Genomic DNA, 25,826 nt, shown 5'->3' on the forward strand with positions numbered 1-25,826 from the left:
CCAGTGCACGGCGATCGGGCCTGCGCCCGAATGCCGTCCGGCGCTACTCCGCCGGCACGCCGTGCCCGCCCGGCGCCCGCACCGCCGGGGTCGCGGCATCGGCCTTCTCGCCGGCGAGCACGTCCTTGCGGCGGAAGAGCCGCATCACGACCACGAAGAACACCGGCACGAAGAACACCGCCAGGATGGTCGCCGAGATCATGCCGCCCATCACGCCGGTGCCGATCGCCTGCTGGCTCTTCGAGGCGGCGCCGCTGGCGATGGCGAGCGGCACCACGCCGAAGATGAAGGCGAGCGAGGTCATCACGATCGGGCGGAACCGCAGCGTCGCCGCCTCGATCGTCGCGTCGACGATCGAGGTGCCCGGCTTCCACAAGTCCTTGGCGAACTCCACGATCAGGATCGCGTTCTTGGCCGACAGGCCGATGATCGTGATCAGCCCGATCTTGAAGTAGACGTCGTTGGGCAGGCCGCGCAGGTAGACCGCCGCCACCGAGCCGATGACGCCGAGCGGGATGACCAGCAGCACCGAGACCGGGATCGCCCAGCTCTCGTAGAGCGCGGCCAGGCACAGGAACACGATCAGCACCGAGAGCGCGAGCAGCAGCGAGGCCTGGGAGCCGGCCTGCTTCTCCTGCAGCGACTGGCCGGTCCAGGTGTAGCCGAAGCCCTTGGGCAGCTGGCCCATCAGCCGCTCCATCTCGGCGATCGCGTCGCCCGACGTGTAGCCGGCGTTGGGCTCGCCGGTGATGCGGACCGACTGGTAGCCGTTGAAGCCGACGATCTGCTGCGGCCCGACGCTCCATTTCAGGTCGGCGAAGGAGGACATCGGCACCATCGTGCCGGAGGCGTTCTTCACCCCGTAGTTCAGGATGTCGGTCGCCTGCATCCGCTGGAGATCCTCCGACTGGACGATCACGCGCTGCATCTTGCCCCGGTTCGGGAAGTCGTTGGTGTAGACCGAGCCGAGATTGACCTGGATCGTCGCGTTGATGTCCTCGAACTTCACCCCGAGCGCGGCGGCCTTCTCGCGGTCGATGACGAGCTCGGCCTCGGGCGCCGGCGGCAGGCCCTCGATCTTCATCTTCTGCAGCACCGGGCTCTGCATGGCGAGCTTCAGGAGCTGTTCCTGCGCGGCGAGCAGCGCCGAGTAGCCCTTCTGAGCGCGGTCCTGGAGGCGGAACGAGAAGCCGGCGGCGTTGCCGAGGTTGTCCACCGGCGGCGGCTCCTGCGCGTCGACGATCGCGTCGCGATAGCCGGAGAGCGCCTTGTTGGTTCCGGCCACGAGCGCCGAGGCCGCGTTCGCCGCGTCGCGCTCGCCCCAGGGCTTCAGCGTCACGAAGGCCTGGCTGGTGTTCGAGCCCTGGCCGGAGAACGAGAAGCCGTTCAGCATCGTCACCGTGGCGACGCCGGGCTGGGCCAGCAGATGCTCCTCGACCTTGCGCACGGCGGCCTGCGTCCGGTTGAACGAGGCGCCGGGCGGGGTCTGGATGTCGACGGTGAAGAAGCCCTGGTCCTCCAGCGGCAGGAAGCCCTCGGGCAGCCGCGCGAAGGCGAAGGCGACGCCGGCGACGAGCGCGAGGTAGACGATCATCACCCGGCCGGACTTCTTGATGAACCACGCGGTGCCGCGGCCGTAGCGCTTGGTCTCGCGGTCGACGATGCGGTTGAACCAGCCGAACACGCCGCCCTTGGAATGGCCATGGCCCTTCGCGACCGGCTTCAGCAGTGTCGCGCACAGGGCGGGGGTGAGCGAGAGCGCGAGCACCGCCGAGAAGGCGATCGAGGTCACCATCGCGATCGAGAACTGGCGGTAGATGATGCCGACCGAGCCGGGAAAGAACGCCATCGGGATGAACACCGCGATCAGCACCAGGGTGATGCCGATGATCGCCCCGGTGATCTGGTCCATCGCCTTCTTGGTCGCGTCCTTCGGCGACAGGCCCTCCTCGGTCATGATGCGCTCGACGTTCTCGACCACGACGATGGCGTCGTCGACGAGGATGCCGATGGCCAGCACCATGCCGAACATCGTCAGCACGTTGATGGAGAAGCCCGCGAGCAGCATCGTGCAGCAGGTGCCCATCAGGGCGATCGGCACGACGATGGTCGGGATCAGGGTGTAGCGGATGTTCTGCAGGAACAGGAACATCACCACGAAGACGAGCACCACCGCCTCGACGAGGGTGTGCAGCACCTTCTCGATCGAGGCCTTCACCGCGGGGGTGATGTCGTAGGGGATGTCCCACTTCAGGCCCGGCGGGAAGAACTGCGACAGCTCCTCCATCTTCTTGCGGATGGCGCCCGCCGTCTCCAGGGCGTTGCCGTCGGGCGCCAGCGTCACCGAGATGCCCGCGGCCTGGCCGCCGTTGAGGCGGGTCGAGAACTGGTAGGCATCGCCGCCGAGCTCGATCCGCGCGACGTCGCGCAGGCGCACGTTCGAGCCGTCCGAGTTGGCGCGCAGCACGATCGCGCCGAAGTCGTCGACCGAGGCGAGCTGGCCCTTGACGATGATCGGCGCGGTGATCGCCTGGCTGTACGGGCTCGGCTGCGCGCCGACGGCGCCGGACGCCACCTGGATGTTCTGGTTGCGGATCGCGTCCGTCACGTTCTCGGCGGTGAGCGAGAGCCCGCGCAGCTTGTCCGGGTCGACCCAGATGCGAAGGCTGCGCTCGGTCGAGTACAGCGTCGCGCGCCCGACCCCGGGAATGCGGCGGATCTCGTTGATGACGTTGCGGATGAGGAAGTCGCCGAGCCCGATCTCGTCCATCTTCCCGTCGGTCGAGACCAGGGTGATGATGTTGAGCGTGGCGGCCGACGCCTCCTCGACCAGGATGCCCTGCTGGCGGACTTCGGCCGGGAGGCGCGCCTCGACGCGCTTGAGGCGGTTCTGCACCTCGACCGAGGCCAGCGCCGGGTCGGTGCCGGGCTGGAAGGTCGCGGTGATGTTGACCGCGCCGAACGAGTCGCTCGTCGACTCGAAGCTCATGATGTTGGCCGCGCCGTTCAGCTCGTCCTCGATCAGCCGGGTCGTGCCTGTGTAGAGGCTCTCCACCGAGGCGCCGGGATAGGCGGTCGACAGGGCGATCGCCGGCGGCGCGATCACCGGATACTGCGCCACCGGCAGCAGCGGCAGCGCGAGCGCGCCGCCGAGGATGATGAACAGCGCGACGACCCAGGCGAAGACCGGCCGGTCGATGAAGAAGCGTGCCATGGATGTTCCGGATCAGCCTGTCGGGTGGTCGGTCGTCGGCGCGTCGTGATCAGCGCAACTTGCTCAGCGCGTCTTGGCGGCGGCCTCGGCCTTGCCGTCCGAAGTCTTGCCGTCCGAAGCCTTGATCGCGCCGGCCTTCGCCGCGCTCGCCTTGGCTTCGGCGGCCCGGGCCTCGGCGGCCTTGGCCTCGGCCATCTTGGCTTCGGCGACCTTCGCCTCGGCTTCGGCGACCTCGTCGACGTCGTGCGGCATGGCCTCGGCGGTCTCGTGCGGCGGCGTCTTGTCCACCGGCTTCACCTGCTGGCCGGCGACGATCTTCTGGAAGCCCTCGATCACCACCCGCTCGCCGGCCTTGAGGCCGTCGCGGATGAGCCAGTTGGTGCCGACCACCGGGCCGACCTCGACCGGCTGGAGCATGACCTTGTCGTCCGCCTTGACGACCCAGACCTCGGCCTTGCCGTCGTTGGTGCGCTGGATCGCCTGCTGCGGCACCGCGATCGCATCGGAATCGATGCCCTGCTTGATCCGGGCGCGCACGTACATGCCGGGGAACAGCTCGTCGTGCGGGTTGGGGATCTGCACGCGCAGCGTCACCTGGCCGGTGCTCGGGTCGGCAGTGACGTCCGAGAACAGGAGCCGGCCCGCCATCGGGTAGAGGGCGCCGTCGTCCATGATCAGGTGGACGTTGGCGGAATCGCGCTCCAGCCGCGAGAGCTCGCCGCTGGCCAGATCGCGCCGGAGCTTGTTCAGCTCGCCGACCGACTGGGTGATGTCGACGTAGATCGGGTCGAGCTGCTGGATCGTGGCGAGCACGCCGGTGGTGCCGGATTCGATCAGGGTGCCCTCGGTGAGCAGCGCCCGGCCGATGCGGCCCGAGATCGGCGCGCGCACATCCGTCCAATCGAGGTTGAGCTTGGCCCGATCGCGGGTCGCCCGGGCGCCGGCGACCTCGGCCTCCGCCTGCTTCTTGCCGGCGAAGGCGGTGTCGTACTGGGCCTGGCTCGCCGACTGGCGGGTGAGCAGCGTCTCGAGGCGCTCGGCCTGCTGGTTGGCGAGGACCAGGGCCGCCTCCTGACGCGCCAGCGCGGCCTCGGCGCTCATCAGATCGACCTGATACGGTGCCGGGTCGATCTTGTAGAGGACGTCGCCCTCCTTGACCTGGCTGCCCTGCTCGAACAGCCGCTTCACCACGAGGCCGGAGACGCGGGACCGCACCTCGGCGATCCGCATCGGCGCGACGCGGCCGGGCAGGTCGCGGACGTAGGGGATCGCCTGGGGCGCCACCGTGACGATGCTGACCTCCGGCGGCGGAGGCGGGACCGGGGCCGAGGCCTGCTTCTGGTTGCAGGCGGAGAGCGCGACGAGAAACACCCCGAAACCGAGCGAGGCAGGGCGCATCCGGCGGGCGGACAGGGAGAAGGTCAAGGTCGGGTCGCTCCTGCGAAACGCATCTCGGGGAAGGCCGAGGTGAGGCTCGGCCGTCCGGTGTGTGTCGGTGGCGCGTGGTGCCGGATCGTTCGGCAACGGTCGCCCGCTCGAGGGGTCGGGGCAACCGCGAGGACAGCGCGAGCCCCCCGCTTTCGCAGGACATCTTGGCGATCCCGCGACAACGGGCGGAAAGTCCGCGCCGTCGGCCCTTCAGGCGAGCCGGGGCGGGCGGTCGGGCGGTGCGGAAGCCCGGGCGCGCACGACGGCGCGGCCGCGTGGAACGAAGGCGGATCCGGACAGGCATCGGAGGAGGTGCGGCAGCGGATCGGCGGAGGCCGGGCGTCCGGCCCAATCGTCGGCCTCGACCGCGTGCGGCGCGACCATGTCGACCGAAGCGTCGGCGGCGTCGGCCAGGACCGACCGGGGAGCCGTCAGCGTCGAGCCGCTGCCCGAGACGGCGGCACCGGCCTCCCGAGGGAGACCGACGACGAGCAGCAGCACGCCGACCACGAGAGCGACGAGCACCCGCAGCATCGTGGCACGAGCGGCCACGCGGGCCGGCGCAGCGATTTCGGAGGGGCATGTCACGGCTCCCATAAAGGCTCTGCCCCATCGCGGCACAACCGGCTGCGACATCTTGTCGAGAGGGTCTGCGAGAAATCCGGGAACCAATCGCCCTCCGCCTCCGGCCGGGTGGAGGGCTTTCCGGGTCGGCAGGCCGCGATCCACCCGCAGGAAGTGTTGCGGCGATCCCACAGGCGGCGCGTTCCGGGCCCCCAACGCATCCGACGTCCGCCGCTTGCCGCAATGCCCGCCTACTCGGCAGCGGATCGAACGAACCACCGGAGGACCAGCATGACACGCCGCATCGCCACACTCTGCCTCGCTGCCGGGCTCGCGCTCGGCGCCGGCGCGGCGCACGCGAACCCGTTCGATGCCGGGCCGATCGCCGACTTCATGAACATCTTCCGCACCCAGGCGATCCCGCGCGAGACCATCGCCTGGAAGGGCAAGGAGAAGCCCGGCACCATCGTCGTCTCGACGAGCCAGCGCCGGCTCTACTACGTGCTCGGCGGCGGCGAAGCGGTGCGCTACGGCGTGGGCGTCGGGCGCGAGGGCTTCTCGTGGTCGGGCGAGAAGAGCGTCACGATGAAGAAGGAATGGCCGTCGTGGCGGCCGCCGTCGCAGATGCTCGCCCGCCGCCCGGACCTGCCCCGCTTCATGGCCGGCGGCCAGGACAACCCGCTCGGGGCCCGGGCGATGTATCTCGGCTCGTCGCTCTATCGCATCCACGGCTCCAACGAGCCCGAGACCATGGGCGCCGCCGTCTCTTCCGGCTGCATCCGGATGACCAACAAGGACGTGGTCGACCTCTACGATCGCGTCCGCGTCGGCACCAAGGTGATCGTTCGCAACTGATGGTTGATGGCGGCGGGATGGGGCGCCGGTCTTCGTCCCGCCGTTACGAAGGGCTTCGCCTGGGCAGCCGTCGCCTCGACCGACAAAATTACAATTCAAGATTGTAATTTTAAGTCTTTGACAGCGTTTGCCGTGAAATCCTGCCGTCCGCGCCCGATCGGGCGTCCGGGACGGTTTCGCATGGCGGATGATCGAGCAGGCTCAGCGGCGATGCGCGACGCGCGGACGGCGTCGGTCGAGGCGTCGCTGCAGGGCCTGATCGACCTGGCCGCGGACCTTCTCGAGGCGCCGATCGCCGCCATCCTCGGCGCCGGGGCGCCGATCGGGCCGCGAGCGGAGGAAGCGAACGCGCTCGCGCCCTTCCGCGACCGTGCGATCGCCCGGGGCGACGTCCTCGTCGTCCCCGACGCGGCGATCGATCCGCAGTTCCGTGCCGGCTCCGCCGGCGGCGGCGCGATCCGCTTCTTCGCCGGCGCGCCGCTGATCGACCGCGACGGCACCTGCCTCGGGGTGCTGTGCGTCGCCGACCCGGCGCCGCGGCCGCCCCTGGCCGACCGCACGCGCCGGCGGCTGGCGCGGCTGTCCGACCTCGCCGTCGCGGTGCTGGCGCAGGGGCGGCGGACGATGGCGCAGCGGGACGCGGAAGGGTTCGTCGCCGCCACGAGCTCGGCGCTGATCACCACCGACGCGACCGGCCAGATCACCTTCGCCAACCCCGCCTGCGAGACGCTGCTCGGCTACCCCGCCGGTGCCCTGGCCGGGCGCGACGTGGCCTCGATCGTGCCGCTGCGCCTGCGCGGGCACCACGTCGCCGGCATGGGTGCGCTCACCGCCGGCGGCCCTCCCAAGCTCGCCGGCCGTTCCGTCGAGGTGACGGCTCTGCGCGCCGACGGCAGCGAGGTGCCGATCGAGCTGTCGCTCTGCGCCTGGGGGGAGGGCGCCGCGATGGGCGTCGGCGCGGTGATGCGCGACATCTCGGACCGCCGCCGCCGCAACGCGTGCCTGCTCCGGCTCGCCCACGAGGACCCCGGCACCGGCCTGCCGAACCGGGTCCGCCTATCCGGAGAGATCGATGCGCGCCTCGCCGCGCGCCGACCGGTCGGGCTGCTGACCCTCGGGGTCGACGGCCTGCGGGCCGTGACCGACGGGTTCGGCTCGGGCATCGGGGCGGCCTTGCTGGAGGCGCTGGTGGTGCGGCTGGCCGGACGCCTGCCGCCGGGGACGCTCCTGGCCCGCCTCGGCGAGGACGAGCTCGCCGTGCTGCTGGCCGCGACCGAGGCGCCCGGCGAGGCGGATCTCGAGGCCGGCACCGAAGCCTGCGCCGAAGCCCTGTTCGCCGCGCTCGCCGAACCTGTCACCGTCGGCCACCACGTCCTGCATGTCGGCGCGCGGATCGGCGCCGCGCAGGCGCCGCGCGACGGGGCCGACGCGGCCGAGCTGATGGCGGCGGCCGACCTCGCCCTCGAGCGCGCCCGCCACATGGGCCCGCGCGGCTACCGCGCCTTCACCCCCGCGATGCGGGATGCGGCCAAGACCCGGCGCGACCTGCAGGATGCGCTCCTCGACGGCCTCGCCGCCGGCGAGGTCGCCCTGCACTACCAGCCGCAGATCGAGCTCGCGACCGGGCGCCTGCGCGGCGTCGAGGCCCTGATCCGCTGGAACCACCCGACCCGCGGGCTGCTCGCGCCGGCCGAGTTCCTGCCGGCGATCGAGGCGAGCACCCTGGCGACCCGCTTCGGCCAGTGGTGCCTCGACGAGGCCTGCCGCCAGGCGGCCGCGTGGCGCAAGGCCGGCCTGCCGCGGATCGGCGTGGCGGTGAACCTGTTCGACGCGCAGATCCGCGCCGGCACCCTGGCCGAGGTGGTGATCCAGGCCCTGGCGCGGCACCGGCTGCCGCCGGAGATCCTGGAGCTGGAGGTGACGGAGATGATCGCGCTGGTCGACGCACCCGCCACGCTGGAGCCGCTGCGGCGCCTGCGGGCCCTCGGCGTCGGCATCGCGCTCGACGATTTCGGCACCGGCTACGCCTCGCTCTCCACCCTCAAGAGCTTCCCGCTCACCAAGCTGAAGATCGACCGCGGCTTCGTCCGCGACGTGCTCCACGACGCCCACGACGCGACCATCGTGAAGGCGGTGCTCGACATCGGCCGCAGCCTCGACCTGATCGTCATCGCCGAGGGGATCGAGACGCCGGAGCAGGAGGCGGCGCTGATGGGCATGGGCTGCCGCTACGCGCAAGGGTACCGCTACGGCCGGCCGGTGCCGGGCGATCTCCTGGGACGTCGCCTCGCCGAGCCCGTTCCCGCCAAAGCCTTCTCCCGCAGCGCCTGAAGCCGGTGCGGGACGCGCCCGGGGCGGGCCGTCACTTCGGCATGAAGGCCCAGTAGTCGAGGTCGAGGATGACGCTCGGGTGGTAGCCGTCGCCCTCGCGGCCGGGATGCGCGGCGCAGGGCTGGTTCTTGGTGGCGACCGTGCGCAGCCGCAGCAGGCCGACGTCGCCGCGACCGGTCTCGGCCGTGTCGAGCACCTCGCTCCAGGCGTAGACCGTGTCCCCGGCAAACAGCGGCGCCACGTGCCGGCCGGCGTTGATGCCCGCGATGGCGAAGGCGTTGGCGAGCCCGTTGAAGCTCAGGGCGCGGGCCAGCGAGATCACGTGGCCGCCGTAGATCAGGCGCCGGCCGAAGCGGGTCTCCTTGCCGCTCAGCGCGTCGAAATGCACCTTGGCCGTGTTCTGGTAGAGGCGCGTTGCGATCTGGTGCTCGGCCTCCTCGACGGTCATGCCGTCGACGTGGTCGATCTTCTCGCCGACCGCGTAATCGGAGAACCGATGCGGGCTGCCGGCGAGGTCGAGATCGTAGGCCGAGACGTCGAGCGGGGGCAGGGCGCATGCGAGGTCGGCCGGGTCGACCACCTTGGCGAAGCTCGGCACGTGCTCCTCGGCGATCGCGGCTTGCGGGTCGCGCTTGCGCACCAGCACCCAGCGGCAATAGCTCAGCACGGTCTCGCCCTTGGCGTCCGAGCCGGTCGAGCGCACGTAGACGACGCCGGTCTGGCGGTTCGAGCTCTCCTTGAGGCCGATCACCTCGGAGACGGTGGACAGGGTCTCGCCCGGATAGACCGGACGGCGGAACCCGCCCTCGGCGTAGCCGAGGTTGGCCAGCGCGTTGAGCGAGATGTCCGGCACGGTCTTGCCGAACACCACGTGGAAGGTGAGCAGGTCGTCGAGCGGGCTGCGCGGGTAGCCGATGCCTTGCGCGAACGCGTCCGACGACTGCACCGCGAAGCGCGGGCCGTAGAGGGCGGTGTAGAGCGCGACGTCGCCGGTGGTCACCGTGCGGGGCGTGGCGTGGCGGATGGTCTCGCCGAGGCGGTAATCCTCGAAGAAGCGGCCGGGATTGGTCTTCATGGGGCTCGGGGATCTCCGCGTCCGGGCGCGACGGTTTCGAGGACGGTGTGCGGCGGGTCGGCCGCCGGCGCGCGGGTCCCACGATCCTGAGGATCGCGGGACCGGCCGTCAGCGGGCGTAGACGTAGGGGTCGGCCGGCACGAACTCGTGCAGCAGGCGGCTCACGAACAGCAGCAGCAGGATCAGGATGATCGGCGAGATGTCGACGCCGCCGAGGTTTGGCAACAGGTTGCGGATCGGGCGCAGCACCGGCTCGGTGATCCGGTAGAGCACCTCGCCGATCTGCGAGACGATCGGGTTGCGCACGTTCACCACGTTGAAGGCGACGAGCCAGCTGAGGATCGCGCTGGCGATGAGGACGTAGATGAAGAGCTGGACGACGGTGTCGAAGAGCCAGATCAAGGAATTCATGCGCGAAACACGTGTCCTCGTGCGCCCGCGCGGGACGCCGGAACGGCGACGCGACGGCAGCGGGAATCGGGAATTGACAGTTCGATCGGCGCAAGCCTAAAAGGCCGGCGCCTTGGACGGGGCTGTAGCTCAGATGGGAGAGCGCCGCAATCGCACTGCGGAGGTCAGCGGTTCGATCCCGCTCAGCTCCACCAGGCTTTCCTGGTGGTCGATCGTCAGGTGAGGTCCGGCCGCGATAACGCTGCCGCGACAACGGGTTGAGGCCCGCCATCAGCATTTCTGCGATCCTGCGGATCGGCGGCGCGCACGCCCCCCGAGCCTGTCGGCCGGCGGCGTTCCCGCCGTCCTGCGAGCCTTGGGTCGACGCAGGGTCTGAAGGCGTCGCGACCGCTCCCGTCACGGGCCGCCGAAGCGTGCGGGCGGGACCGAAGCCCGATCCTCGCGCCGCGCTCTACGGCGCGGTCCGGCCGATCACGGCGCGCAGCGGATCGCCAGGGCCGCCTTCCGGCAGGACGACACGGGTTTCGACGGTCGGGAAGCCGGCCTGGCGGAGATAGAGATCGATCAGCCGCGCCTGATCGTCGCCGCCGAGCGCCTGCCAGATCGCCACGGCCTTGGTCGGAAAGCAGCGATTCGAGAAGGTGATGATCACGGGTGCGTCCGGGCGCAGCACCCGCGCGGCCTCGCGCAGCACGGCGACCGGATCCTGCAGGTACTGCACCCCGACGCAGACGAGGACGGCGTCGATGCTGCCCGCCTCCAGCGGCAGGGCCGGGTCGCCGTTGAGGTCCTGCACGAACGAGGCCGTCAGGCGGGGATTGGCCGCGAGCTCGCGCCCGTTGAGGCCGTGCCCGATCACGGCGGCGTAGGCGATCTCCGGAGGCAGGTGGCTGACCCAGCTCGACATCAGGTCGAGGAGGCGGCCGCCGGCCGGGAGCAGGGCGCGGTAGAGGTCCGTCACGGCCGCGATCGCCGCGTCGTCGATGTGGGTGACGAACCGGGGCTGGGCGTAGAACAGGGCGTCCGGCGCCTGGTCCCGCTTGAGGAACGCCTCGGGCGGAAGCTGGGGAAGGCTCGTCATGGCGTCACTCCGTTCGGGATCTCGTCGCGCCTCGCGCCGCCATGCGACGGCGCCGTGCGCGGTGGCATCCATCGCCCGGGGCGACGAAGGCCGCTTGCGCGAGAGGCGACGCCGTAAGCTCAGATGTCCTGCCGGAGGTGGTCGCCGGGCGGCCGGAAGGGAAGCGCCAGCACCTTGCGTCCCTTCAGATCGTGCACGCTCACCTGCCACTCTGCCCAATCCGTCTGCCCGTCGAGCGTGACCATCAGGGCTTCGGCGACACCGCGCGCCTTGGCGGGCAGCCTGTCCGGCAAGCGGATGTCCTTGCCGACCGTGTCGACGACGCATTCCAGGCCGTTCGTGCAATGGAAACGGTAGCGTGCCATGGCGGTGCAACTCCCTGAGCGACCGGGTCGAATCTCGTTCATGATATGTTCTGAAATCCGTCGAAGGCAAACGGGTTCCGGTGCGAACAGCGTCGCGCGGTCACGACAGGGTGGATAAGCACCTCGACGGCATCGCCCTCGCCGGCGCGCCGGCGCCCCGCTTCCAGGCGACGCTGGTCCCGCGCCCGCATCAGGCCGCAGCCGCCGACGCGATCCTGGCCGCGCGGGCCGCCGGCCGTCCGGGCTTCCTGCTCGGCGACGCGACGGGCCTGGGCAAGACGCTCTCGATCTGGAGCGCGCTCGCGCGGATGCCCGAGGGCGAGGTGCTGATCGTCTGCCCGAAGGGCGCGATGCCGCAATGGCGTCGCACGATCGCCGGTTCGGGATTGCCGGAGAAGGCGGTGACCCTCGTGAACTACGAGCGCACCAAGTCCCTGATGGCGCCGCCGCCCGCGAGCACCCGCCGGTCGGCGCGCGCCAGGAACAACGCGCTGGCCAAGAACGGAAGCCTGCGCCGGACCTGGCCCCTCGTCGTGTTCGACGAGAGCCACCGGCTGCGCAATCCCTACAGCCAGCAGAGCCTGGTGTGCCGCCACCTGGCCGACGCGGCGGTGTTCACCGGCTACGTGAGCGCGACGGCCGGGCAGGCGCCCCACGAGCTCTCCTATCTCGGACGCCTCCTCGGCGAGGCGGCCGACGCGCCGACCGCGACCCTCGCCGAGTTCCGGACGCTGATGCAGCGCCTCGGGATCGGCCGGGCCAAGGGCCGTTGGGTGAACTGGTCGTGGACCAGCAATGCGCGCGACTGCGCCGTCATGGCCGACCTGCTCTACACCGGCCCGCGCGCGATCGGGCTGCGGCGGCGCCCGGGCGACATCGCCGGCTGGCCGGAGGTTCAGCGCGCCCTGGCGCCGACGGCCCTGACGGCGGAGGCCCGCCGCCTGTACCAGGCGACGTGGCGCGCGTTCCGCCAGGAATTCGGGTTGCTCGGCGGCAGCCACCGGCGCCCGGCCGGGTGGGCGGCGGATCTGCGCTTCCGGCAGAAGGCGAGCCTGCTGCGCGTGGCGGGAACGTGCGACTTCGCCGAGCTTCTCCTCGGCGCGGGCGAGCAGGTCGCGATCTCCGTGGCGTTCCTCGAGACCGGTGCGGCTCTGCAGGCGGCCCTGGAGCAGCGCGGCTGGCAGGTCGGCACCATCGACGGGCGGCAGGATGCCGAGGCGAACGAGGCGGTGCGCCGGGCCTTCCAGACCGGTCGGCTCGACGTCGTCGTGTTCACCGTGACGGAGTCGATCTCGCTCCATCAGGACGAGCTGCCGGGCGGCGAGCGCACGCGGGCCCTGGTGATCCACGACATGCGCCACAGCGCGATCCAGCTCGCTCAGATCGAGGGACGCTGCCACCGGGACGGGCAGGCGGCGACGATCCACTACGCCTATGCCGAGGGCACGGTCGAGGAGGAGATCACCGCGACCGTGGTCCAGCGCATGGCCGCGATGGGCGCCATGGTGGGCGAGGATACCGGGATGTTCGAGGCGATCGCGCGCCGCCTGGCAGCCGACGGCCCCGGCGCCTGAGGGACCGCCGGGACGCCGACGACGACGACGCGCCCCACGGGCCGGCACCGGCTTGATGGTCGCCTGATCTATCGCACATCCGACAAATCAGGCCTCTGTAGGCTCGCTTGACGCCTCGCGACTGTCAAATCGCGGCTACCATTTCGAAAGACCTTGCCCGCGATAGTAAGGCATGACACGCAGACTCACGAGCCGCCAGGACCTGCCCGACGACGTGCAGACCGAGCTCGTCTTCCTGCTGTACTCGTCCCTGCCGCAGGTGGCGATCCTCGCGATCACCGTGTCGGCGGCCAGCCTCGCCTTCGCGCTCGCGACCGGCGGCCTCGTCGAGGCGGCGCTGGGCGCGCTCGCATCCGCCGCCACCCTCTGCCGCGTCGCCTCGATCCGGCGGTTCAAGCGCACGCGGACGCAGGACATGACGTTTCGCGTCGCGCGGGCCTGCGGCCGGACCTTCGGCGCGATGATGGTCGGCACCGGGATCTGCCTCGCCCTGCTCGCGCTGCGCGCCGCAGCGATCGACCGCCTGGACTTCTTCATCCTGTTCTTCGGCATCATCCTCAGCTTCTGCGTCGGCGCGGCGACCCGCTCCTCCGTGATCCCGTGGATCCCGGTGACGACCGCCTACATCATGCTGATCGCCTGCATCGTCGCCCTGACCCGGCGGCCGGAATTCGGCTGCTGGTTCGGAGGCTGGTTCCTGATCCTGATGCTGGTGGCCTACGCCGAAGCCTGCCTGCACCTGGAGGGCACCGTCATCGACAAGATCCTGGCACGGCGCGCCGTCGCCTGGACCGCGGCGCATGACGGCCTGACCGGCCTGCCGAACCGCGCCAGCTTCGGCACGCAGCTCGATCGCGCCTGCCGCCGGCCGGGCGGCACGGGCGAGCCCTGCGCGGTGCTCTACCTCGACCTCGATCGCTTCAAGTCCGTGAACGACACGATGGGCCACGCCGCCGGCGATACGCTCTTGGCTCGGGTCGCGGACCGCCTTCGCCAGGCCATCGAAGGGCAGGCGAGCGCCTATCGTCTCGGCGGCGACGAATTCGCCGTGCTGCTGGAGGTCGACGCGACGCCCGAACGGGCGCGCGCCCTGGCGTCTCGGATCGTCGCGGAGGTCGGCCGCCCCTACCGCCTGTCCGGCGGCAGCGCGGAGATCGGGATCTCCGTCGGCATCGCCCATGCGCCGGAGGTCGGGGCCGATCCGCAGGAGGTCCTGAACCGGGCCGACCGCGCGCTGTATGCCGCCAAGGGCGGCGGGCGCGGGCGGTGGATCGCGGCGGATCATCCCGGGGCGCTCGCCGCCTGAGCCGGCCTTCCGTGCCGTCGGCTTGACCGGCCGGCGGAGGAAGAGGCCTCAGGCGACGGGAAAGGCCGTCGGCTCGGCGATCTCGACCCGGTTGTTGCGGGACCGGTATTCGCGGGCGGCGGCGTAGGCCGGGCGCCGGGCTCGCATGATCGAGCCGAGCGGCCGGTGCGAGGCCAGGCCGGTCCACGGATTGAAGGCCAGGCGGTCCTCGACGGCGGCGCGCATCGCGTCCGACCACGTGTCCTGCGGCGCGGCGGTGATGCGGGCGACGGGGCGATAGGGGCTCTCGTCCTCGGACCACATCGCCGCGGCGTCCTCGACCGGCATCGCCTCGATGTCCGTCGCCAGCTGCACCCGCAGCTCCCAGACGGCCGGGCAGGTGCGGAAGAAGTCCCGGACGGCCTCGCGGATCCCGTCGGGACGGCCGGCGAGGTCGAGGGGCCGCTCCGACAGGGCGACGAGGTCGGAGGAGACCGGCGAAAGCGCCACCTTGCCGAAATACGCGCCATGCAGGAGCGCGGCCTGGGAGAAGAAGCTGTCGCCCAGTAGATGGGTCTTCGCCTGGCCGGCCAGGGTGGTCAGCGTGGCGGACTTGCCCCCGACCATCTCGAGCGCGGCCTCCGCGGTGCGCGTCACGGCCGACACCGCCCGCTTGAGGGGCTCGGCACGCCCGGTGGTCGCGGCCAGCGGCCTGAGCTGCCGCAGGAAGCCCTCGGCGGTGCCGATCTGGAACGCGGGCGAGTTGCCGAGCACGTAGTTCTGGGTGGTCTCGCCCTCGCTGCCCGGCAGGCGCGGGCCGGGAACGCCCAGGACCTTGAAGGCGGCCCCCCGCGGGGTGGACACCCGGTCGTCGAGGATGTCGCCCGGCGTGGTGCTGAACCGCAGGATCGCCTCGTAGCTGGCCGGCGCCGCGAACAGGCCCTGGGCGAGGGCCGGCGGAAGGCCGGGCAGGACCTCGAATCGTGCCTTCAGGTAGCCGTGCGCCTTGGCGTGGACGGCCCGGTGGGCGTAGCCGGTGTCGGCATGCGTCTTCCGCTGGATCGAGAGCATGGCCTCGGTCAGGCCCCGCTGGATCTCGTCCTCGTCCGCCGGGACGGTCTCGAAGGAGGGGTCGAACCGAAGCGGAGGTTGCTGGGTCATGCCCTCAAACGTGGGGCGACTCGCGGAAGTTGCCCGACCGGGCGAGATGCCGCGTCCTCGACCGGGCCGCCTCGGCCCTGGAACGCCGGCCGCCCTCGGTTCGGCCCCGCCCCGATCCGCTCACGGGGCGGGGGAACCCCGGATCTCACCAGCCTGGGCCGAAACGCGACGCGGCCCGGATGCGGGATACCGCGATCGGATTTAAGCGTGCGTAGGATCGGACCATGCCCGGCTGTCCCGTATCGAGACGCCGGGCCGTCTCGGGTCGGGTGGGCGGCCCCCCCGACCGGCGCGTCGGCTTTCGGGGCGGATTGTACCGAAAAGACCGTGCGACGCGGCCGAGCGGGCGTGCGAGTTCGAAGCGTCGAGCGGCGGCGCTCGACGATCGCCCACCGGTCGGAACGACAGGCGAGCGGTCATATTTCCGCCGTCGCGCACCGACTCTGAGAGACCGACCAGACCGTTCCAGATAAAATCGGTGACATGAATCGTCCCCCCGCCCGCGAGACGGAGGCCGCGCGTCTCGGCGCCCTCGATCGCTATCGCATGCTCGATACGCCGCGCGAGCAGGATTTCGACGAGATCGCGGAAGCGGCCGCCGAGCTGTGCGAGGTGCCGATCGGGGTCGTCAACCTGATCGGCGACGGGCGCCAGTTCTTCAAGGCCGAGGTCGGGCTCGGCGTCCGCGAGACGCCGCTGGAGAGCTCGTTCTGCCGGCAGGCGATCCTGCAGGAGGACTTCCTCTACGTCCCCGACGCGCGCCACGACCCGCGCTTCGAGGACAACCCGCTCGTCGTCGGGGACCCGGGCCTGCGCTTCTACGCCGGCGCCCTGCTCAAGACCGCCGACGGCCATCCCATCGGCACGGTCTGCGTCCTCGATACCAAGCCGCACCAGCTGACCGAGCGCCAGCGCAAGGGCCTCGCCCGCCTCGCCCGCCAGACCATGGCGCAGATGGAGCTGCGCCGGTCGCTGCGGGCGCAGGAGGAGCAGCGCCTCCTGCACGAGCGCATCGTCGACGGCGCCACAGACTACGCCATCGTCGCGACCGACGCGGCGGGCCGCGTGACCCGCTGGAACACGGGCGCCGAGCGCACCCTCGGCTGGACCCAAGCCGAGATGCTGGGCCGGGCGGTGGACGCGTTCTTCACGCCGGACGATCGCGCGAGCGGGCGGCCGGAGATCGAGATGCGGCTCGCGGAAAAGAACGGCAGCGCGCCCGACGAGCGCTGGCACGTGCGCAAGGACGGCAGCCGGTTCTGGGCCTCGGGCAAGATGATGCCCCTCCGGTCGGACGATGGGCGAACCGTCGGCTTCCTCAAGATCCTGCGCGACCGGACCCGGGAACGCGACGCCGGTGCGGCGCTGGAGGCGAGCGAGCTGCGCTACCGCTCCCTCGTCGAGGTCAGCCCTCAGGTGGTCTGGTTCGGCGACATCGACGGCAACGTCACCTACTGCAACGCCTACTGGTACGCCTATACCGGACTACCCGCGAACGAGACCGGGGAGACGAGCTGGATGGGCGTGATCCATCCCGACCACCGCGACGCGACCCGTCGCGCCTGGCTCGCCGCCTCCCGCGACGGCCGGGACTACGAGGTGGAGTTCCTGCTGCGGCGGGCCGACGGGATGTACCGCTGGTTCCTGTCCCGCGCACGCCCGATCCGCGATGCGGACGGGACCGTGCGCAGCTGGATCGGCACCTCGCTCGACATCCACGAGCGCAAGGTCGCCGAGGCGCGCTTCCAGACCCTGACCCAGCTCGCGCCGACCGTGATCTGGTTCGGCAATCCCGACGGCAGCCTCAGCTACCTGAACGACCGCTGGTACGCCTATACCGGGCAGACGGCGGAGCACGCGCTGCCGCTCGGCTGGGCCGAAGCGATCCATCCCGACGACCGGCCGGGGCTGTTGGAGACGTGGGAGGCGGCGCGCACCCGCGAGACCGTCTACGACACGGAGGCGCGGCTGCGTCGGGCCGACGGCGCCTATCGCTGGTTCCTGATCCGGGCCGAGCCGATGCGGGACGGCGCCGGATCGGTCGTGGGCTGGCTCGGCAGCACCAGCGACATCCACGACCGCCGCCAGGTGGAGGAGGACCTGCGCCGCGCGCGCGAGCAGCTGCGCCTCGCCGTCGAGGCGACGGGAACCGGGATCTTCGACTACGACCTCGTCGCCGACGTCCTGAAGTGGGATGCCCGCACGCGCTCCTTCTTCGGCCTCGGTCCCGATGCCGCGGTGAACCTCGACGTCTACCTCGCCCGCCTGCACCCGGACGACCGCGCCGCGGCGGACGCGGCGGTCGGCGCCGCGATCGATCCGGCGGGCGACGGGACCTACGACATCACCTACCGCACCGTGGCGCCGGAGGACGGCATCGAGCGCTGGGTGTCCGCCAAGGGGCAGACCCTGTTCGAGGACGGGCGGCCCCTGCGGCTCATCGGGACGGCGCGCGACATCACCGTCGCGCGGCGGGCCGAGCAGGTCCTGCGCGAGACCGAGGAGCGCTATCGGCTGGCATCGCGCGCCACCAACGACGCGATCTGGGATTGGGACCTCGCCAGCAATCACGTGCTGTGGAACGAGGCGCTCCAGGCCGCCTACGGCCACGCCCCGGACGCCGTCGACCCGACGGGGGATTGGTGGATCGGGCAGATCCATCCCGAGGACCGCGGGCGCGTCGACGCCGCCATCCACGCGATCATCGACGGCACCGGCACGGCCTGGACCGACGAGTATCGCTTCCTGCGCGCGGACGGCTCCTACGCCTACGTCCTCGACCGGGGTTACGTCATCCGCGACGCGACCGGCCGGGCGGTTCGGATGATCGGCGCCATGCTCGACATCTCCGAGCGCCGGAAGGCCGAGGAGCACCAGCGCCTGCTGACCGGCGAGCTGCAGCACCGGGTCAAGAACACCCTCGCCCTGGTGCAGGCCATCGCCAGCCAGACCCTGCGCGGCTCGACCGACGTCAACGAGATGCGGGAGGCGTTCGCCGCCCGGCTGATCTCGCTCGGCCGAGCGCACGACATCCTGACCGCCGCGAGCTGGACGGCCGCCCCGATCGGGGACGTCGTGGACGGGGCTCTGAGCGTGCATCTCGGGGCGATGGCCGCGCGCCTGCGCACCAGCGGGCCCAACGTGCTCCTGGCGGCCAAGCCCGCCCTGTCGCTCGCCCTGTCCCTGCACGAGCTCGCCACCAACGCCGCCAAGTACGGCGCGCTCTCGAACGACGCGGGCGTCGTCGACCTGCGCTGGCACGTGGCCCATGCCGGCGACGCCCCGCGGTTCTCCCTGGTCTGGTCCGAGCAGGGCGGCCCGCCGATCCTGGTCCAGCCGGCGCGCCGCGGCTTCGGATCGCGCCTGATCGAGCGCAGCTTCGCCGCCGAGGTCGGCGGCGAGGTCACGCTCACCTACGCACGGACGGGCCTCGTCTGCCGGCTGGAGGCCCCCCTCGCGTCGATGCAGGAGATCCCCGATGCCGCCGCGGCCTGAGGTGCGGGCGGGCGCGGCCTGCGCGTGCATCGCGCCTTGGCGCGGCGGCCGACCGGCCTATCTGTGCGGTCACCGCGCCGCGATGCCCATCGCGCGCAGCCCGAGCGCTCGGCCGATCCCGTCATGTCGCTGACCAAACGCATCGTCGGCCTCGTCACGCTCGCGCTCGTGCCCGCCCTCGCGATCCAGGGCTACAACGAGTTCGCGTTGCGCGCCGCGCGGGGCGAGGCCGTGCGCGACGAGGCGATGCGCGCCGCCCGCAGCGTCGCCGCCGACCTCGGCCAGTTCGGGCGCGGCACCCGGCAGGTTCTCGGCATCCTGGCCGAGGTCCCGGAGATCCAGGGCAAGGACCCCGACACCTGCACGGCCTATCTCAGGACCCTGCTCGGGAAGGTCCCGGGCGCGTTCTTCTTCGGGGTGGCGGATGCCGACGGCACCATCGTCTGCAACACCCTCGGCTCCCCGCGCGGCGCCTACACCCTGGCCGACCGCGGCTACTTCCGGGACGCGATGCGCACGGGCGGCTTCGCGGTCGGCGGGTTCGTGACGGGGCGGATCACCCGCAAGCCGACCTGGCAGTTCGCCCAGGCCATCCCGGGAGCCGGCGGCCGGCCGACCGGCGTCGTGGTGGCCAGCATCGACTTGGACCACCTCGCCGGACACCAGGCCCGGGCCGGGCTGCCTCCCGACGCCGCGCTGATCGTCGCGGATCGGGACGGCGTCATCCTGCTCCGCCTGCCCGACCACGCCGCATGGGTCGGCAAGCCGCTGCCGCAGCCGTTCTGGTCGGCGCTCTCGGAGAACCGCGGCAAGGTGATCGACCTGGCGGGCCTGCGCGGGACGATGCGGATCACCGGAATCGCGGCCGTCACGCCGGACGACCTCGAAGGCGTGACCGTCGCGGTCGGCCTTTCGCCCACGGCCGCCTTCGCCGACATCGACGCGGCGACGCAGCGCGGCGTCATCCTCATCGTCCTCGGCGCCCTCGGCGCCCTCGTCGCGGCGCTGCTGGCGGGGCGCGCCTTCATCCGCCGTCCGGTGCGCCGCCTGCTGCAGGCCGCGTCCGCCTGGCGGCTCGGGGACCTCGGCGCGCGGTCGAGCCTGTCCGGCCCGTCCGAGTTCGGGCAGCTCGGCGAGGCGTTCGACGCCATGGCGATCTCGCTACAGAAGCACGAGGGCGAGCTGCGCTCGGAGATCGCGCGCAGCCATCTCCTGCAGGAACGGCAGACGATGATGCTGCACGAGCTCAACCACCGGGTCCGCAACACCCTCACCACGGTGCAGTCGCTGGCCCGCCAGTCGCGCCGCACCGACGAGACCGGCGAGCGGCTGGAGGGGCGCATCATCGCCCTGTCGAAGACCCACGACCTGCTCTCGCGCGACGACTGGGCGGGCGCCCCGCTCCGGACGGTGCTGGAGAACGAGCTGGCGCCGTTCAGCGAGGGCCAGGCCGACCGCTTCCGGCTCGACGGCCCGGAGGTCGACCTTCCGCCGCGCTACGTGCTGGCGCTCGGCATGGCGCTGCACGAGCTGACCACGAACGCCGCCAAGTACGGCGCCCTGTCCGGCGGGACCGGGCGCGTCGACATCGCGTGGCGGACCGCGACCGCGGAGGGCGGCACGCGCCGGCTCGTGCTGGACTGGCGCGAGAGCGGCGGCCCGCCGGTCGTCGCGCCGCAGCGGCGCGGCTACGGCACGCGGCTGATCAACGGCGGCATCGGCCATGAGCTCGGCGGGACGGTGCAGCTCGAGTTCGACCGCTCGGGGCTTCGCTGCACCCTGGACGTGCCGCTCGACGCGCAGGATCGCTTCACCTCGTTCCACCCGGAATCCGGGATGCCGATGTCGGCGGCCTGACCGCGCGCCCCCGGCCGGGACCGGCCGGAGGCGGCAGACCATGAACGGCCGCGTGCGGGTCCTCCGCGGATCCCCTCGATCGGCGGGGTCGGGTCCGGATCGCGGCTCGGCGACGACGAGCGAGACGCCGGGGTGTCCCGCGACAGCGGGCGCGTCGCGGTTCCCCAGAGGATTGCGCATCCATGCTCGAGGCTTTCTTCGACCGCCCCGCGGCCGCCGTCGCGCAGGATCTGATCGGCGCGCGACTCTTCGTCGAGGCGGTCGGCGGCCTCGTCGTCGAGACCGAGGCCTACGACCGCGCCGATCCGGCGTCCCACAGCTTCCGGGGGCCGACGAAGCGCAACGCCAGCATGTTCGGGCCGCCCGGCCACGCCTACGTCTATCGCTCCTACGGCCTGCACTGGTGCCTCAACCTCGTGTGCGAGCCCGGCAGCGCGGTGCTGCTGCGCGCCATCGAGCCCACGCAGGGCATCGCGGCGATGCAGGCGCGCCGTGCCACGGCGGAACCGCGGCTGTTGTGCGCGGGGCCCGGCCGCCTGTGCCAGGCGCTGGGCGTCACCGATGCGCTCGATGGTCGTTCCCTCGCGGGCCCGCCGTTCCGCTTCGCGCCTCGGGGCCGGCCGGTGCCCGTCGTCGTCGACCGGCGCATCGGCATCACGCGCGGCGCCGAGACGCCCTGGCGTTTCCTGCTCGCCGGATCCCGGTACGTCAGCCGCCCCGCACGGCGCATCGCCGCAGCGGACGCCTGACCTCGGGCGCCCCGCACCCCGAAGGCGAGCGGAGGTCCGGCCCGGTCGCGGGCAGGGGAGGCCCACGCTCATAGGCCCCGGCCCGACCGGCATGCGGCGCTCCGCGTCACAGGGCCAGCGGCGCGTTGTCGACGACCTCCTTCATCACGAAGAACGTCCGCGTCTGGCGCACGCCGGGCAGCGCGATCAGCGTGCTGCTGTGCAGGCGGTTGAAATCCGCCATGTCGCGCACCCGGATCTTGAGGAAGTAGTCGAAATCGCCCGCCACCAGGTGGCAGTCGAGCACGGTCGGCATGGCGCGGGCCGCCGCCTCGAAGGCCGCGAAGCTCTCCGGCGTCGAGCGGTCGAGCACCACGCCGACGATCACCAGCGCGCCGAGGCCGACCTTGTCCGGCGCCACCTGGGCGCGGACCGCCTTGACGTAGCCCTCCGCGAACAGCCGCTGCGTCCGACGATGGCAGGTCGCCGCGCTGGTGCTCACGCGCTTGGCGATCTCGGCGTTGCCCATCCGCCCGTCCGCCTGCAGCAGGCGCAGGATCTTCAGGTCGATCCGGTCGAGCCCCGCGTCGGTGGACGAATCTCTCATGACCCCGCCGCCTCACGATCCATCGAGCGCCATATGCCGGCGATCAAGGGAACACGGCGGCAAAGCGCGCGCCACCCTTCGAGAGAACCTTCCGGGACGGCTGACGCCCGCCGCAAACGGCCGAGACCGTTCGCGGCGCGCCGACGTCTCAGGCGGCGAGGGCTGCCGCGATGTCGCGCTCGAGCGACGCGGGCTTGGCGGTCGGCGGATAGCGGCCGATCACCCGGCCGTCGCGGCCGACGAGGAATTTCGTGAAGTTCCACTTGATGCCGGCCGTGCCGAGGAGGCCGGGCTTCTCGCTCTTGAGATGCCGGTAGACCGGGTCGGCGCCCGCCCCGTTGACCTCGACCTTCGCCAGCAGCGGGAAGCTCACGTCGTAGGTCAGGCTGCAGAACTGGGCAATCTCGGTGGCGTTTCCCGGCTCCTGCGCGCCGAACTGGTTGCAGGGGAACCCGAGCACCACGAGCCCGGCCGCGCGGTGCTTCTTCCACAAGGCCTCCAGCCCCTCGTATTGCGGGGTGAACCCGCATTTCGAGGCGGTGTTGACGACGAGCACGACCTTGCCGCGGTACTGCGCGAGGGGATGCGGAGCGCCGTCGGCGCCCTTCGGCGCGAAGTCGAACAGCGTCATCGGGCCGCCGTCCGCCGCTCGACGAGGCGGGCCAGGTACGCGGACCCGATCGGGATGATCGTGTCGTCGAAATTGTAGCCCGGGTTGTGCAGCCCGGCTCCGGTCGAGGCGCCGATCCAGGCATAGGCGCCGGGCACCGCCATCGCCATGTCGGCGAAGTCCTCGCTGCCCATCTTCGGGCTGGAATTGAGGTCGACCCGCTCGGGCCCGAACAGCTCGGTCGCGGTGTCGATCGCGGCCTGGGTCTGGTCGGGGGCGTTCTCCAGCACCGAGAACTTGTCCTGGATGTCGACCGTGATCTCGGCGCCGTAGGCCGCGGCGTAGCCCTTGGCGAGCTCCCGCATCCGGTCGTGGCTGAGCTTGCGCAGGTCGCGGTCGAAGGTGCGGATCGTGCCGGCCATGTGCGCGGTGTCGGGGATGACGTTGTAGGCCGAGCCGGCGTTGAACTGGGTGATCGACAGCACGATCGACTTGAGCGGGTCGGCGTTGCGCGAGACGATCGACTGCAGCGCCTGCGCCAGGGCCGTGCCGACGACGATCGGGTCGATGCCGCTGTGCGGCTGCGCCGCGTGGATGCCGCGGCCCTTCACGTGGATGTCGAAGAAGTCGGCCGCCGCCATGATCGGGCCGGGGCGCAGCTTGATCATGCCGTGCGGGCCGCTCGGCTGGTTGTGCAGGCCGTAGATCTCGTCGCAGGGAAAGCGCTCGAACAGCCCGTCGGCGAGCATGGCGCGGGCGCCGCCCAGCCCCTCTTCCGCCGGCTGGAACACGAACACCGCCGTGCCGTCGAAGTCGCGGGTCTCGGCGAGGTACCGGGCGGCGCCGACGAGCATGGTGGTGTGGCCGTCGTGCCCGCAGGCGTGCATCTTACCGGGGATGGTCGAGCGATAGGGGAGGTTGGTCTCCTCCGCGATCGGCAGCGCGTCCATGTCGGCGCGCAGGCCGATGCGACGGCCGTTGTCGCTGCGGCCCTTCAGGATGCCGACGACGCCGGTGCCGCCGACGTTGCGATGGACCTCGATGCCGAAGCCCTCGAGCAGGTCGGCGACGATGCCCGAGGTGCGCACCTCCTCGAACCCGATCTCGGGATGGGCGTGCAGGTCGCGGCGGAGCGCGGTCAACGCGTCGGCGTAGGTCGTGATGCGATCGATCGGGCTCATGGGCGTCAGGACTCTTCCGGGCTGGGCCGTCGGAACGGCGTCAGGGTGTCGAGCTCGTCGACCATGGCTTCGACATGGGCGCGCTCGCGCTGCAAGTAGTCGGCCACCGCGCGGCGCAACGACGGGTCGGCGATGTCGTGCGCGGAATGCATCAGCACCGGCCGGTAGCCGCGTGCGAGCTTGTGCTCGCCCTGCGCCCCGGCCTCGACCCGCTTCAGGCCGCGCGCGATCGCGAAGTCGATCGCCTGATAGTAGCAGACCTCGAAATGCAGGAACGGGTGCTCCTCGATGCAGCCCCAGTTCCGGCCGTAGAGCGCCGTGTCGCCGATCAGGTTGATCGCGCCGGCGACGTAGCGGCCCTCGCGCTTGGCCATGATGAGAAGCACGCGCTCGGGCATCCGCTCGGACAGGAGCGAGAAGAAGCGCCGGTTGAGGTAGGGCCGGCCCCATTTGCGCGCGCCGGTGTCGGTGTAGAATTCGTAGAACGCGTCCCAATGCGCCTCGGTGAGGTCGGCCCCGGTCAGGTGCTCCACCGTGATGCCGGGCGACAGCGCGTCGCGCCGCTCGCGCTTGATGCTCTTGCGCTTGCGCGAGGCGAGCGCCGCGAGGAAGTCGTCGAAGCCCGCGTAGCCGGCGTTCTCCCAGTGGAACTGCTGGTCGGTGCGCTGGAGGAAGCCGGCGGCGCCCGCCCGCTCCCATTCCGGCTCCTGCATGAAGGTGACGTGGATCGAGGAGGCCTTGGTCTCGGACCGCAGCGCCCGCAGGCCGGCGACCAGGGCGGCCGTCGCGGTCTCCGGGTCGGCGCCGGGCGCGATCAGGAAACGCGGGCCGGTGACGGGGGTGAACGGCACGCTCACCTGCAGCTTCGGGTAGTAGCTCCCGCCGGCGCGCTCGAAGGCGTCGGCCCAGCCGTGGTCAAAGATGTATTCGCCCTGGCTGTGGGATTTCAGGTAGCACGGCACGACCCCGAGCAGCGTGTCGTCGCGCTCCACCGAGACGTGCAACGGCAGCCACCCGGTCCGGCGCGAGACGCACCCCGAATCCTCGAGCGCCGAGAGGAAGGCGTGGCTGACGAAGGGGTTGTGGGTCTCGTCGCCCGAGCCCAGCGTCTCGGCCGACGTGGCGCAGGCGTCCCAGGCCGCGGCCCCGATCTCCTTCAGGCCGGCGAGCGCGCGGACCTTGAGCACGGTCTCGGAGGTCGCAGGCTCGTGCGGAGCACCCGGTTTTTCCATGCACGACAATCTAGCCCGCCGGACAGGGGGGACAAGGCGGAGGCGTGCATCCTGCCGTCGCAGCGTGGGGCATCGCGGACCGCTTGCCAAATGGTAACACTCAGTGATACCAAGAACGATGCGGTATCGCGAAGGCACGGGGGAGGCCGGCCCTGATCCAGAGCTTCGCGGATCGAACGACCGAGGCGGTCCATCGCGGCGATCGGCCGAAGGGATTTCCCGCCGCGATCTTTCCCACGGCCCGACGCAAGCTCGCCGTCCTCGATCAGGCTGCCGATCTCAACGACCTGCGGGCGCCCCCCGGCAATCGGCTCCACCCCTTGACCCATGATCGCGCCGGACAGCACGCGATCCGGATCAACGACCAGTATCGAATCTGCTTCCGCTGGACCGACCATGGCCCGGCCGATGTCGAGATCGTCGATTATCACTGAGGATCAGTCGATGGGCACCGCCTTGGAGATCGTTGAGACGCTGCCGCCGCTTCATCCCGGCGAGGTGCTCCGCGAGGAGTTTCTGGTTCCGCTCGGCCTCACGCCCTACGCGGTGGCGAAGGCTTGCGGCGTGCCGCGTACCCGCATCGAGCGGATCGTCCGCGAGGAGATCGGGATCACCGCCGACACCGCGCTCCGGCTCGGGCGCTATCTTGGAACCTCGGCGCAACTCTGGCTCGGCCTGCAGATCCGCTTCGACATCGCGGTCGCGGCAGCGCGGGCGGGTGACGCCTTGGCGCTGATCAAGCCGCTTCCGCGCGAAGCCGCCTGACGCGGAA

General features: G+C 71.4%; 21 protein-coding genes and 1 tRNA gene. 10 read left to right on the forward strand and 12 right to left on the reverse strand.

The annotated features are described in order from the left end of the window. Window positions 1–43 precede the first annotated feature (43 nt). The 3 genes from MKK68_RS28675 to MKK68_RS28685 form a co-directional block, all read right to left on the reverse strand. Window positions 44–3,214 carry a multidrug efflux RND transporter permease subunit gene (locus MKK68_RS28675; protein WP_244033648.1) on the reverse strand — a complete coding sequence of 1,057 codons (3,171 nt, stop codon included), beginning with the start codon at window positions 3,212–3,214 and terminating at the stop codon, window positions 44–46. A 63-nt stretch (window positions 3,215–3,277) separates the two neighbouring features. Continuing rightward, window positions 3,278–4,612 carry an efflux RND transporter periplasmic adaptor subunit gene (locus tag MKK68_RS28680; RefSeq protein WP_243936179.1) on the reverse strand — a complete coding sequence of 445 codons (1,335 nt, stop codon included), beginning with the start codon at window positions 4,610–4,612 and terminating at the stop codon, window positions 3,278–3,280. Window positions 4,613–4,852: 240 nt separating this feature from the next. Then, window positions 4,853–5,194, reverse strand: a complete 342-nt coding sequence (locus MKK68_RS28685) for a hypothetical protein (RefSeq protein ID WP_244033649.1) — start codon at window positions 5,192–5,194, stop codon at window positions 4,853–4,855. 303 nt (window positions 5,195–5,497) lie between these two features. Here MKK68_RS28685 and MKK68_RS28690 point away from each other — a divergent pair, with 303 nt between their 5' ends. Beyond that, on the forward strand, window positions 5,498–6,061 hold the full coding sequence (locus MKK68_RS28690; RefSeq protein ID WP_147728073.1) for a L,D-transpeptidase: 564 nt from the start codon (window positions 5,498–5,500) through the stop codon (window positions 6,059–6,061). A gap of 210 nt (window positions 6,062–6,271) precedes the next feature. Further along, window positions 6,272–8,392 (forward strand): putative bifunctional diguanylate cyclase/phosphodiesterase, encoded by a 2,121-nt coding sequence (locus tag MKK68_RS28695; protein WP_244033650.1) that lies wholly within the window; start codon window positions 6,272–6,274, stop codon window positions 8,390–8,392. Window positions 8,393–8,423: 31 nt separating this feature from the next. On the opposite strand, the gene MKK68_RS28700 is transcribed toward MKK68_RS28695, so the two are convergent. Both MKK68_RS28700 and MKK68_RS28705 read right to left on the reverse strand, forming a co-directional pair. Further along, window positions 8,424–9,467 carry a MaoC family dehydratase gene (locus MKK68_RS28700; protein ID WP_244033651.1) on the reverse strand — a complete coding sequence of 348 codons (1,044 nt, stop codon included), beginning with the start codon at window positions 9,465–9,467 and terminating at the stop codon, window positions 8,424–8,426. A 108-nt stretch (window positions 9,468–9,575) separates the two neighbouring features. After that, window positions 9,576–9,878 (reverse strand): YggT family protein, encoded by a 303-nt coding sequence (locus MKK68_RS28705; RefSeq protein WP_147751992.1) that lies wholly within the window; start codon window positions 9,876–9,878, stop codon window positions 9,576–9,578. Between the two features lie 118 nt (window positions 9,879–9,996). On the opposite strand from MKK68_RS28705, the gene MKK68_RS28710 reads away from it, so the two are divergent. Beyond that, window positions 9,997–10,072 (forward strand) — tRNA-Ala (locus MKK68_RS28710). A gap of 257 nt (window positions 10,073–10,329) precedes the next feature. Here MKK68_RS28710 and MKK68_RS28715 read toward each other — a convergent pair. Both MKK68_RS28715 and MKK68_RS28720 read right to left on the reverse strand, forming a co-directional pair. Further along, window positions 10,330–10,959: a class I SAM-dependent methyltransferase gene (locus MKK68_RS28715; RefSeq protein ID WP_244033652.1), complete on the reverse strand. Its 630-nt coding sequence runs from the start codon at window positions 10,957–10,959 to the stop codon at window positions 10,330–10,332. A gap of 119 nt (window positions 10,960–11,078) precedes the next feature. After that, window positions 11,079–11,324: a DUF6894 family protein gene (locus MKK68_RS28720; protein WP_244033653.1), complete on the reverse strand. Its 246-nt coding sequence runs from the start codon at window positions 11,322–11,324 to the stop codon at window positions 11,079–11,081. Window positions 11,325–11,434: 110 nt separating this feature from the next. Between MKK68_RS28720 and MKK68_RS28725 the strand changes: the two genes are divergently transcribed. Together MKK68_RS28725 and MKK68_RS28730 are read left to right on the forward strand one after the other, a co-directional pair. Continuing rightward, the gene (locus MKK68_RS28725; protein WP_244033654.1) at window positions 11,435–12,898 is read left to right on the forward strand and encodes an SNF2-related protein; all 1,464 of its coding nucleotides are present in this window, start codon (window positions 11,435–11,437) and stop codon (window positions 12,896–12,898) included. Window positions 12,899–13,070: 172 nt separating this feature from the next. Next, window positions 13,071–14,204, forward strand: a complete 1,134-nt coding sequence (locus MKK68_RS28730) for a GGDEF domain-containing protein (RefSeq protein WP_147842076.1) — start codon at window positions 13,071–13,073, stop codon at window positions 14,202–14,204. Window positions 14,205–14,252: 48 nt separating this feature from the next. Here MKK68_RS28730 and MKK68_RS28735 read toward each other — a convergent pair whose 3' ends face one another. Then, window positions 14,253–15,344 carry a catalase family protein gene (locus MKK68_RS28735; RefSeq protein ID WP_244033655.1) on the reverse strand — a complete coding sequence of 364 codons (1,092 nt, stop codon included), beginning with the start codon at window positions 15,342–15,344 and terminating at the stop codon, window positions 14,253–14,255. Between the two features lie 483 nt (window positions 15,345–15,827). On the opposite strand from MKK68_RS28735, the gene MKK68_RS28740 reads away from it, so the two are divergent. From MKK68_RS28740 to MKK68_RS28750, 3 genes are all read left to right on the forward strand, one after another. Next, a complete protein-coding gene (locus MKK68_RS28740; protein WP_244033656.1) occupies window positions 15,828–18,839 on the forward strand; it encodes a PAS domain S-box protein in 3,012 nt (1,003 codons plus the stop codon). A 123-nt stretch (window positions 18,840–18,962) separates the two neighbouring features. Continuing rightward, entirely contained in the window at window positions 18,963–20,696 is a 1,734-nt protein-coding gene (locus MKK68_RS28745; RefSeq protein WP_243935066.1) for a sensor histidine kinase, read from the forward strand. Window positions 20,697–20,878: 182 nt separating this feature from the next. Further along, on the forward strand, window positions 20,879–21,445 hold the full coding sequence (locus tag MKK68_RS28750) for a DNA-3-methyladenine glycosylase (protein WP_147842073.1): 567 nt from the start codon (window positions 20,879–20,881) through the stop codon (window positions 21,443–21,445). Between the two features lie 106 nt (window positions 21,446–21,551). Here MKK68_RS28750 and MKK68_RS28755 read toward each other — a convergent pair whose 3' ends face one another. The 4 genes from MKK68_RS28755 to MKK68_RS28770 all read right to left on the reverse strand — a co-directional run bounded on the left by MKK68_RS28755 (window position 21,552) and on the right by MKK68_RS28770 (window position 25,054). Then, window positions 21,552–22,031: an Lrp/AsnC family transcriptional regulator gene (locus tag MKK68_RS28755; protein WP_147842072.1), complete on the reverse strand. Its 480-nt coding sequence runs from the start codon at window positions 22,029–22,031 to the stop codon at window positions 21,552–21,554. A 148-nt stretch (window positions 22,032–22,179) separates the two neighbouring features. Further along, window positions 22,180–22,662 carry a glutathione peroxidase gene (locus tag MKK68_RS28760; protein ID WP_147842071.1) on the reverse strand — a complete coding sequence of 161 codons (483 nt, stop codon included), beginning with the start codon at window positions 22,660–22,662 and terminating at the stop codon, window positions 22,180–22,182. Next, window positions 22,659–23,822 carry a M20 aminoacylase family protein gene (locus MKK68_RS28765; protein ID WP_147727000.1) on the reverse strand — a complete coding sequence of 388 codons (1,164 nt, stop codon included), beginning with the start codon at window positions 23,820–23,822 and terminating at the stop codon, window positions 22,659–22,661. Before MKK68_RS28765 ends, MKK68_RS28760 begins: the two co-directional genes overlap by 4 nt. 5 nt (window positions 23,823–23,827) lie before the next feature. Continuing rightward, the gene (locus tag MKK68_RS28770; RefSeq protein ID WP_243936067.1) at window positions 23,828–25,054 is read right to left on the reverse strand and encodes a GNAT family N-acetyltransferase; all 1,227 of its coding nucleotides are present in this window, start codon (window positions 25,052–25,054) and stop codon (window positions 23,828–23,830) included. A 155-nt stretch (window positions 25,055–25,209) separates the two neighbouring features. Here MKK68_RS28770 and MKK68_RS28775 point away from each other — a divergent pair, with 155 nt between their 5' ends. Both MKK68_RS28775 and MKK68_RS28780 read left to right on the forward strand, forming a co-directional pair. Further along, a complete protein-coding gene (locus MKK68_RS28775) occupies window positions 25,210–25,488 on the forward strand; it encodes a type II toxin-antitoxin system RelE/ParE family toxin (protein WP_313899251.1) in 279 nt (92 codons plus the stop codon). Between the two features lie 10 nt (window positions 25,489–25,498). Continuing rightward, a complete protein-coding gene (locus MKK68_RS28780; protein WP_243935062.1) occupies window positions 25,499–25,819 on the forward strand; it encodes a HigA family addiction module antitoxin in 321 nt (106 codons plus the stop codon). The last annotated feature ends 7 nt before the right edge of the window (window positions 25,820–25,826 follow it).

This window comes from Methylobacterium sp. E-016, assembly GCF_022829745.1.
GTDB lineage: Bacteria > Pseudomonadota > Alphaproteobacteria > Rhizobiales > Beijerinckiaceae > Methylobacterium.

Excerpts from the sequence above, each read along its gene's own strand:
- MKK68_RS28675 (WP_244033648.1), bottom strand. The coding sequence starts at position 3,214 with ATGGCACGCTTCTTCATCGACCGGCCGGTCTTCGCCTGGGTCGTCGCG.
- MKK68_RS28680 (WP_243936179.1), bottom strand. The coding sequence starts at position 4,612 with ATGCGCCCTGCCTCGCTCGGTTTCGGGGTGTTTCTCGTCGCGCTCTCC.
- MKK68_RS28690 (WP_147728073.1), top strand. The coding sequence starts at position 5,498 with ATGACACGCCGCATCGCCACACTCTGCCTCGCTGCCGGGCTCGCGCTC.
- MKK68_RS28695 (WP_244033650.1), top strand. The coding sequence starts at position 6,272 with ATGCGCGACGCGCGGACGGCGTCGGTCGAGGCGTCGCTGCAGGGCCTG.
- MKK68_RS28700 (WP_244033651.1), bottom strand. The coding sequence starts at position 9,467 with ATGAAGACCAATCCCGGCCGCTTCTTCGAGGATTACCGCCTCGGCGAG.
- MKK68_RS28705 (WP_147751992.1), bottom strand. The coding sequence starts at position 9,878 with ATGAATTCCTTGATCTGGCTCTTCGACACCGTCGTCCAGCTCTTCATC.
- MKK68_RS28715 (WP_244033652.1), bottom strand. The coding sequence starts at position 10,959 with ATGACGAGCCTTCCCCAGCTTCCGCCCGAGGCGTTCCTCAAGCGGGAC.
- MKK68_RS28720 (WP_244033653.1), bottom strand. The coding sequence starts at position 11,324 with ATGGCACGCTACCGTTTCCATTGCACGAACGGCCTGGAATGCGTCGTC.
- MKK68_RS28730 (WP_147842076.1), top strand. The coding sequence starts at position 13,071 with ATGACACGCAGACTCACGAGCCGCCAGGACCTGCCCGACGACGTGCAG.
- MKK68_RS28735 (WP_244033655.1), bottom strand. The coding sequence starts at position 15,344 with ATGACCCAGCAACCTCCGCTTCGGTTCGACCCCTCCTTCGAGACCGTC.
- MKK68_RS28740 (WP_244033656.1), top strand. The coding sequence starts at position 15,828 with ATGAATCGTCCCCCCGCCCGCGAGACGGAGGCCGCGCGTCTCGGCGCC.
- MKK68_RS28745 (WP_243935066.1), top strand. The coding sequence starts at position 18,963 with ATGTCGCTGACCAAACGCATCGTCGGCCTCGTCACGCTCGCGCTCGTG.
- MKK68_RS28750 (WP_147842073.1), top strand. The coding sequence starts at position 20,879 with ATGCTCGAGGCTTTCTTCGACCGCCCCGCGGCCGCCGTCGCGCAGGAT.
- MKK68_RS28755 (WP_147842072.1), bottom strand. The coding sequence starts at position 22,031 with ATGAGAGATTCGTCCACCGACGCGGGGCTCGACCGGATCGACCTGAAG.
- MKK68_RS28760 (WP_147842071.1), bottom strand. The coding sequence starts at position 22,662 with ATGACGCTGTTCGACTTCGCGCCGAAGGGCGCCGACGGCGCTCCGCAT.
- MKK68_RS28765 (WP_147727000.1), bottom strand. The coding sequence starts at position 23,822 with ATGAGCCCGATCGATCGCATCACGACCTACGCCGACGCGTTGACCGCG.
- MKK68_RS28770 (WP_243936067.1), bottom strand. The coding sequence starts at position 25,054 with ATGGAAAAACCGGGTGCTCCGCACGAGCCTGCGACCTCCGAGACCGTG.
- MKK68_RS28780 (WP_243935062.1), top strand. The coding sequence starts at position 25,499 with ATGGGCACCGCCTTGGAGATCGTTGAGACGCTGCCGCCGCTTCATCCC.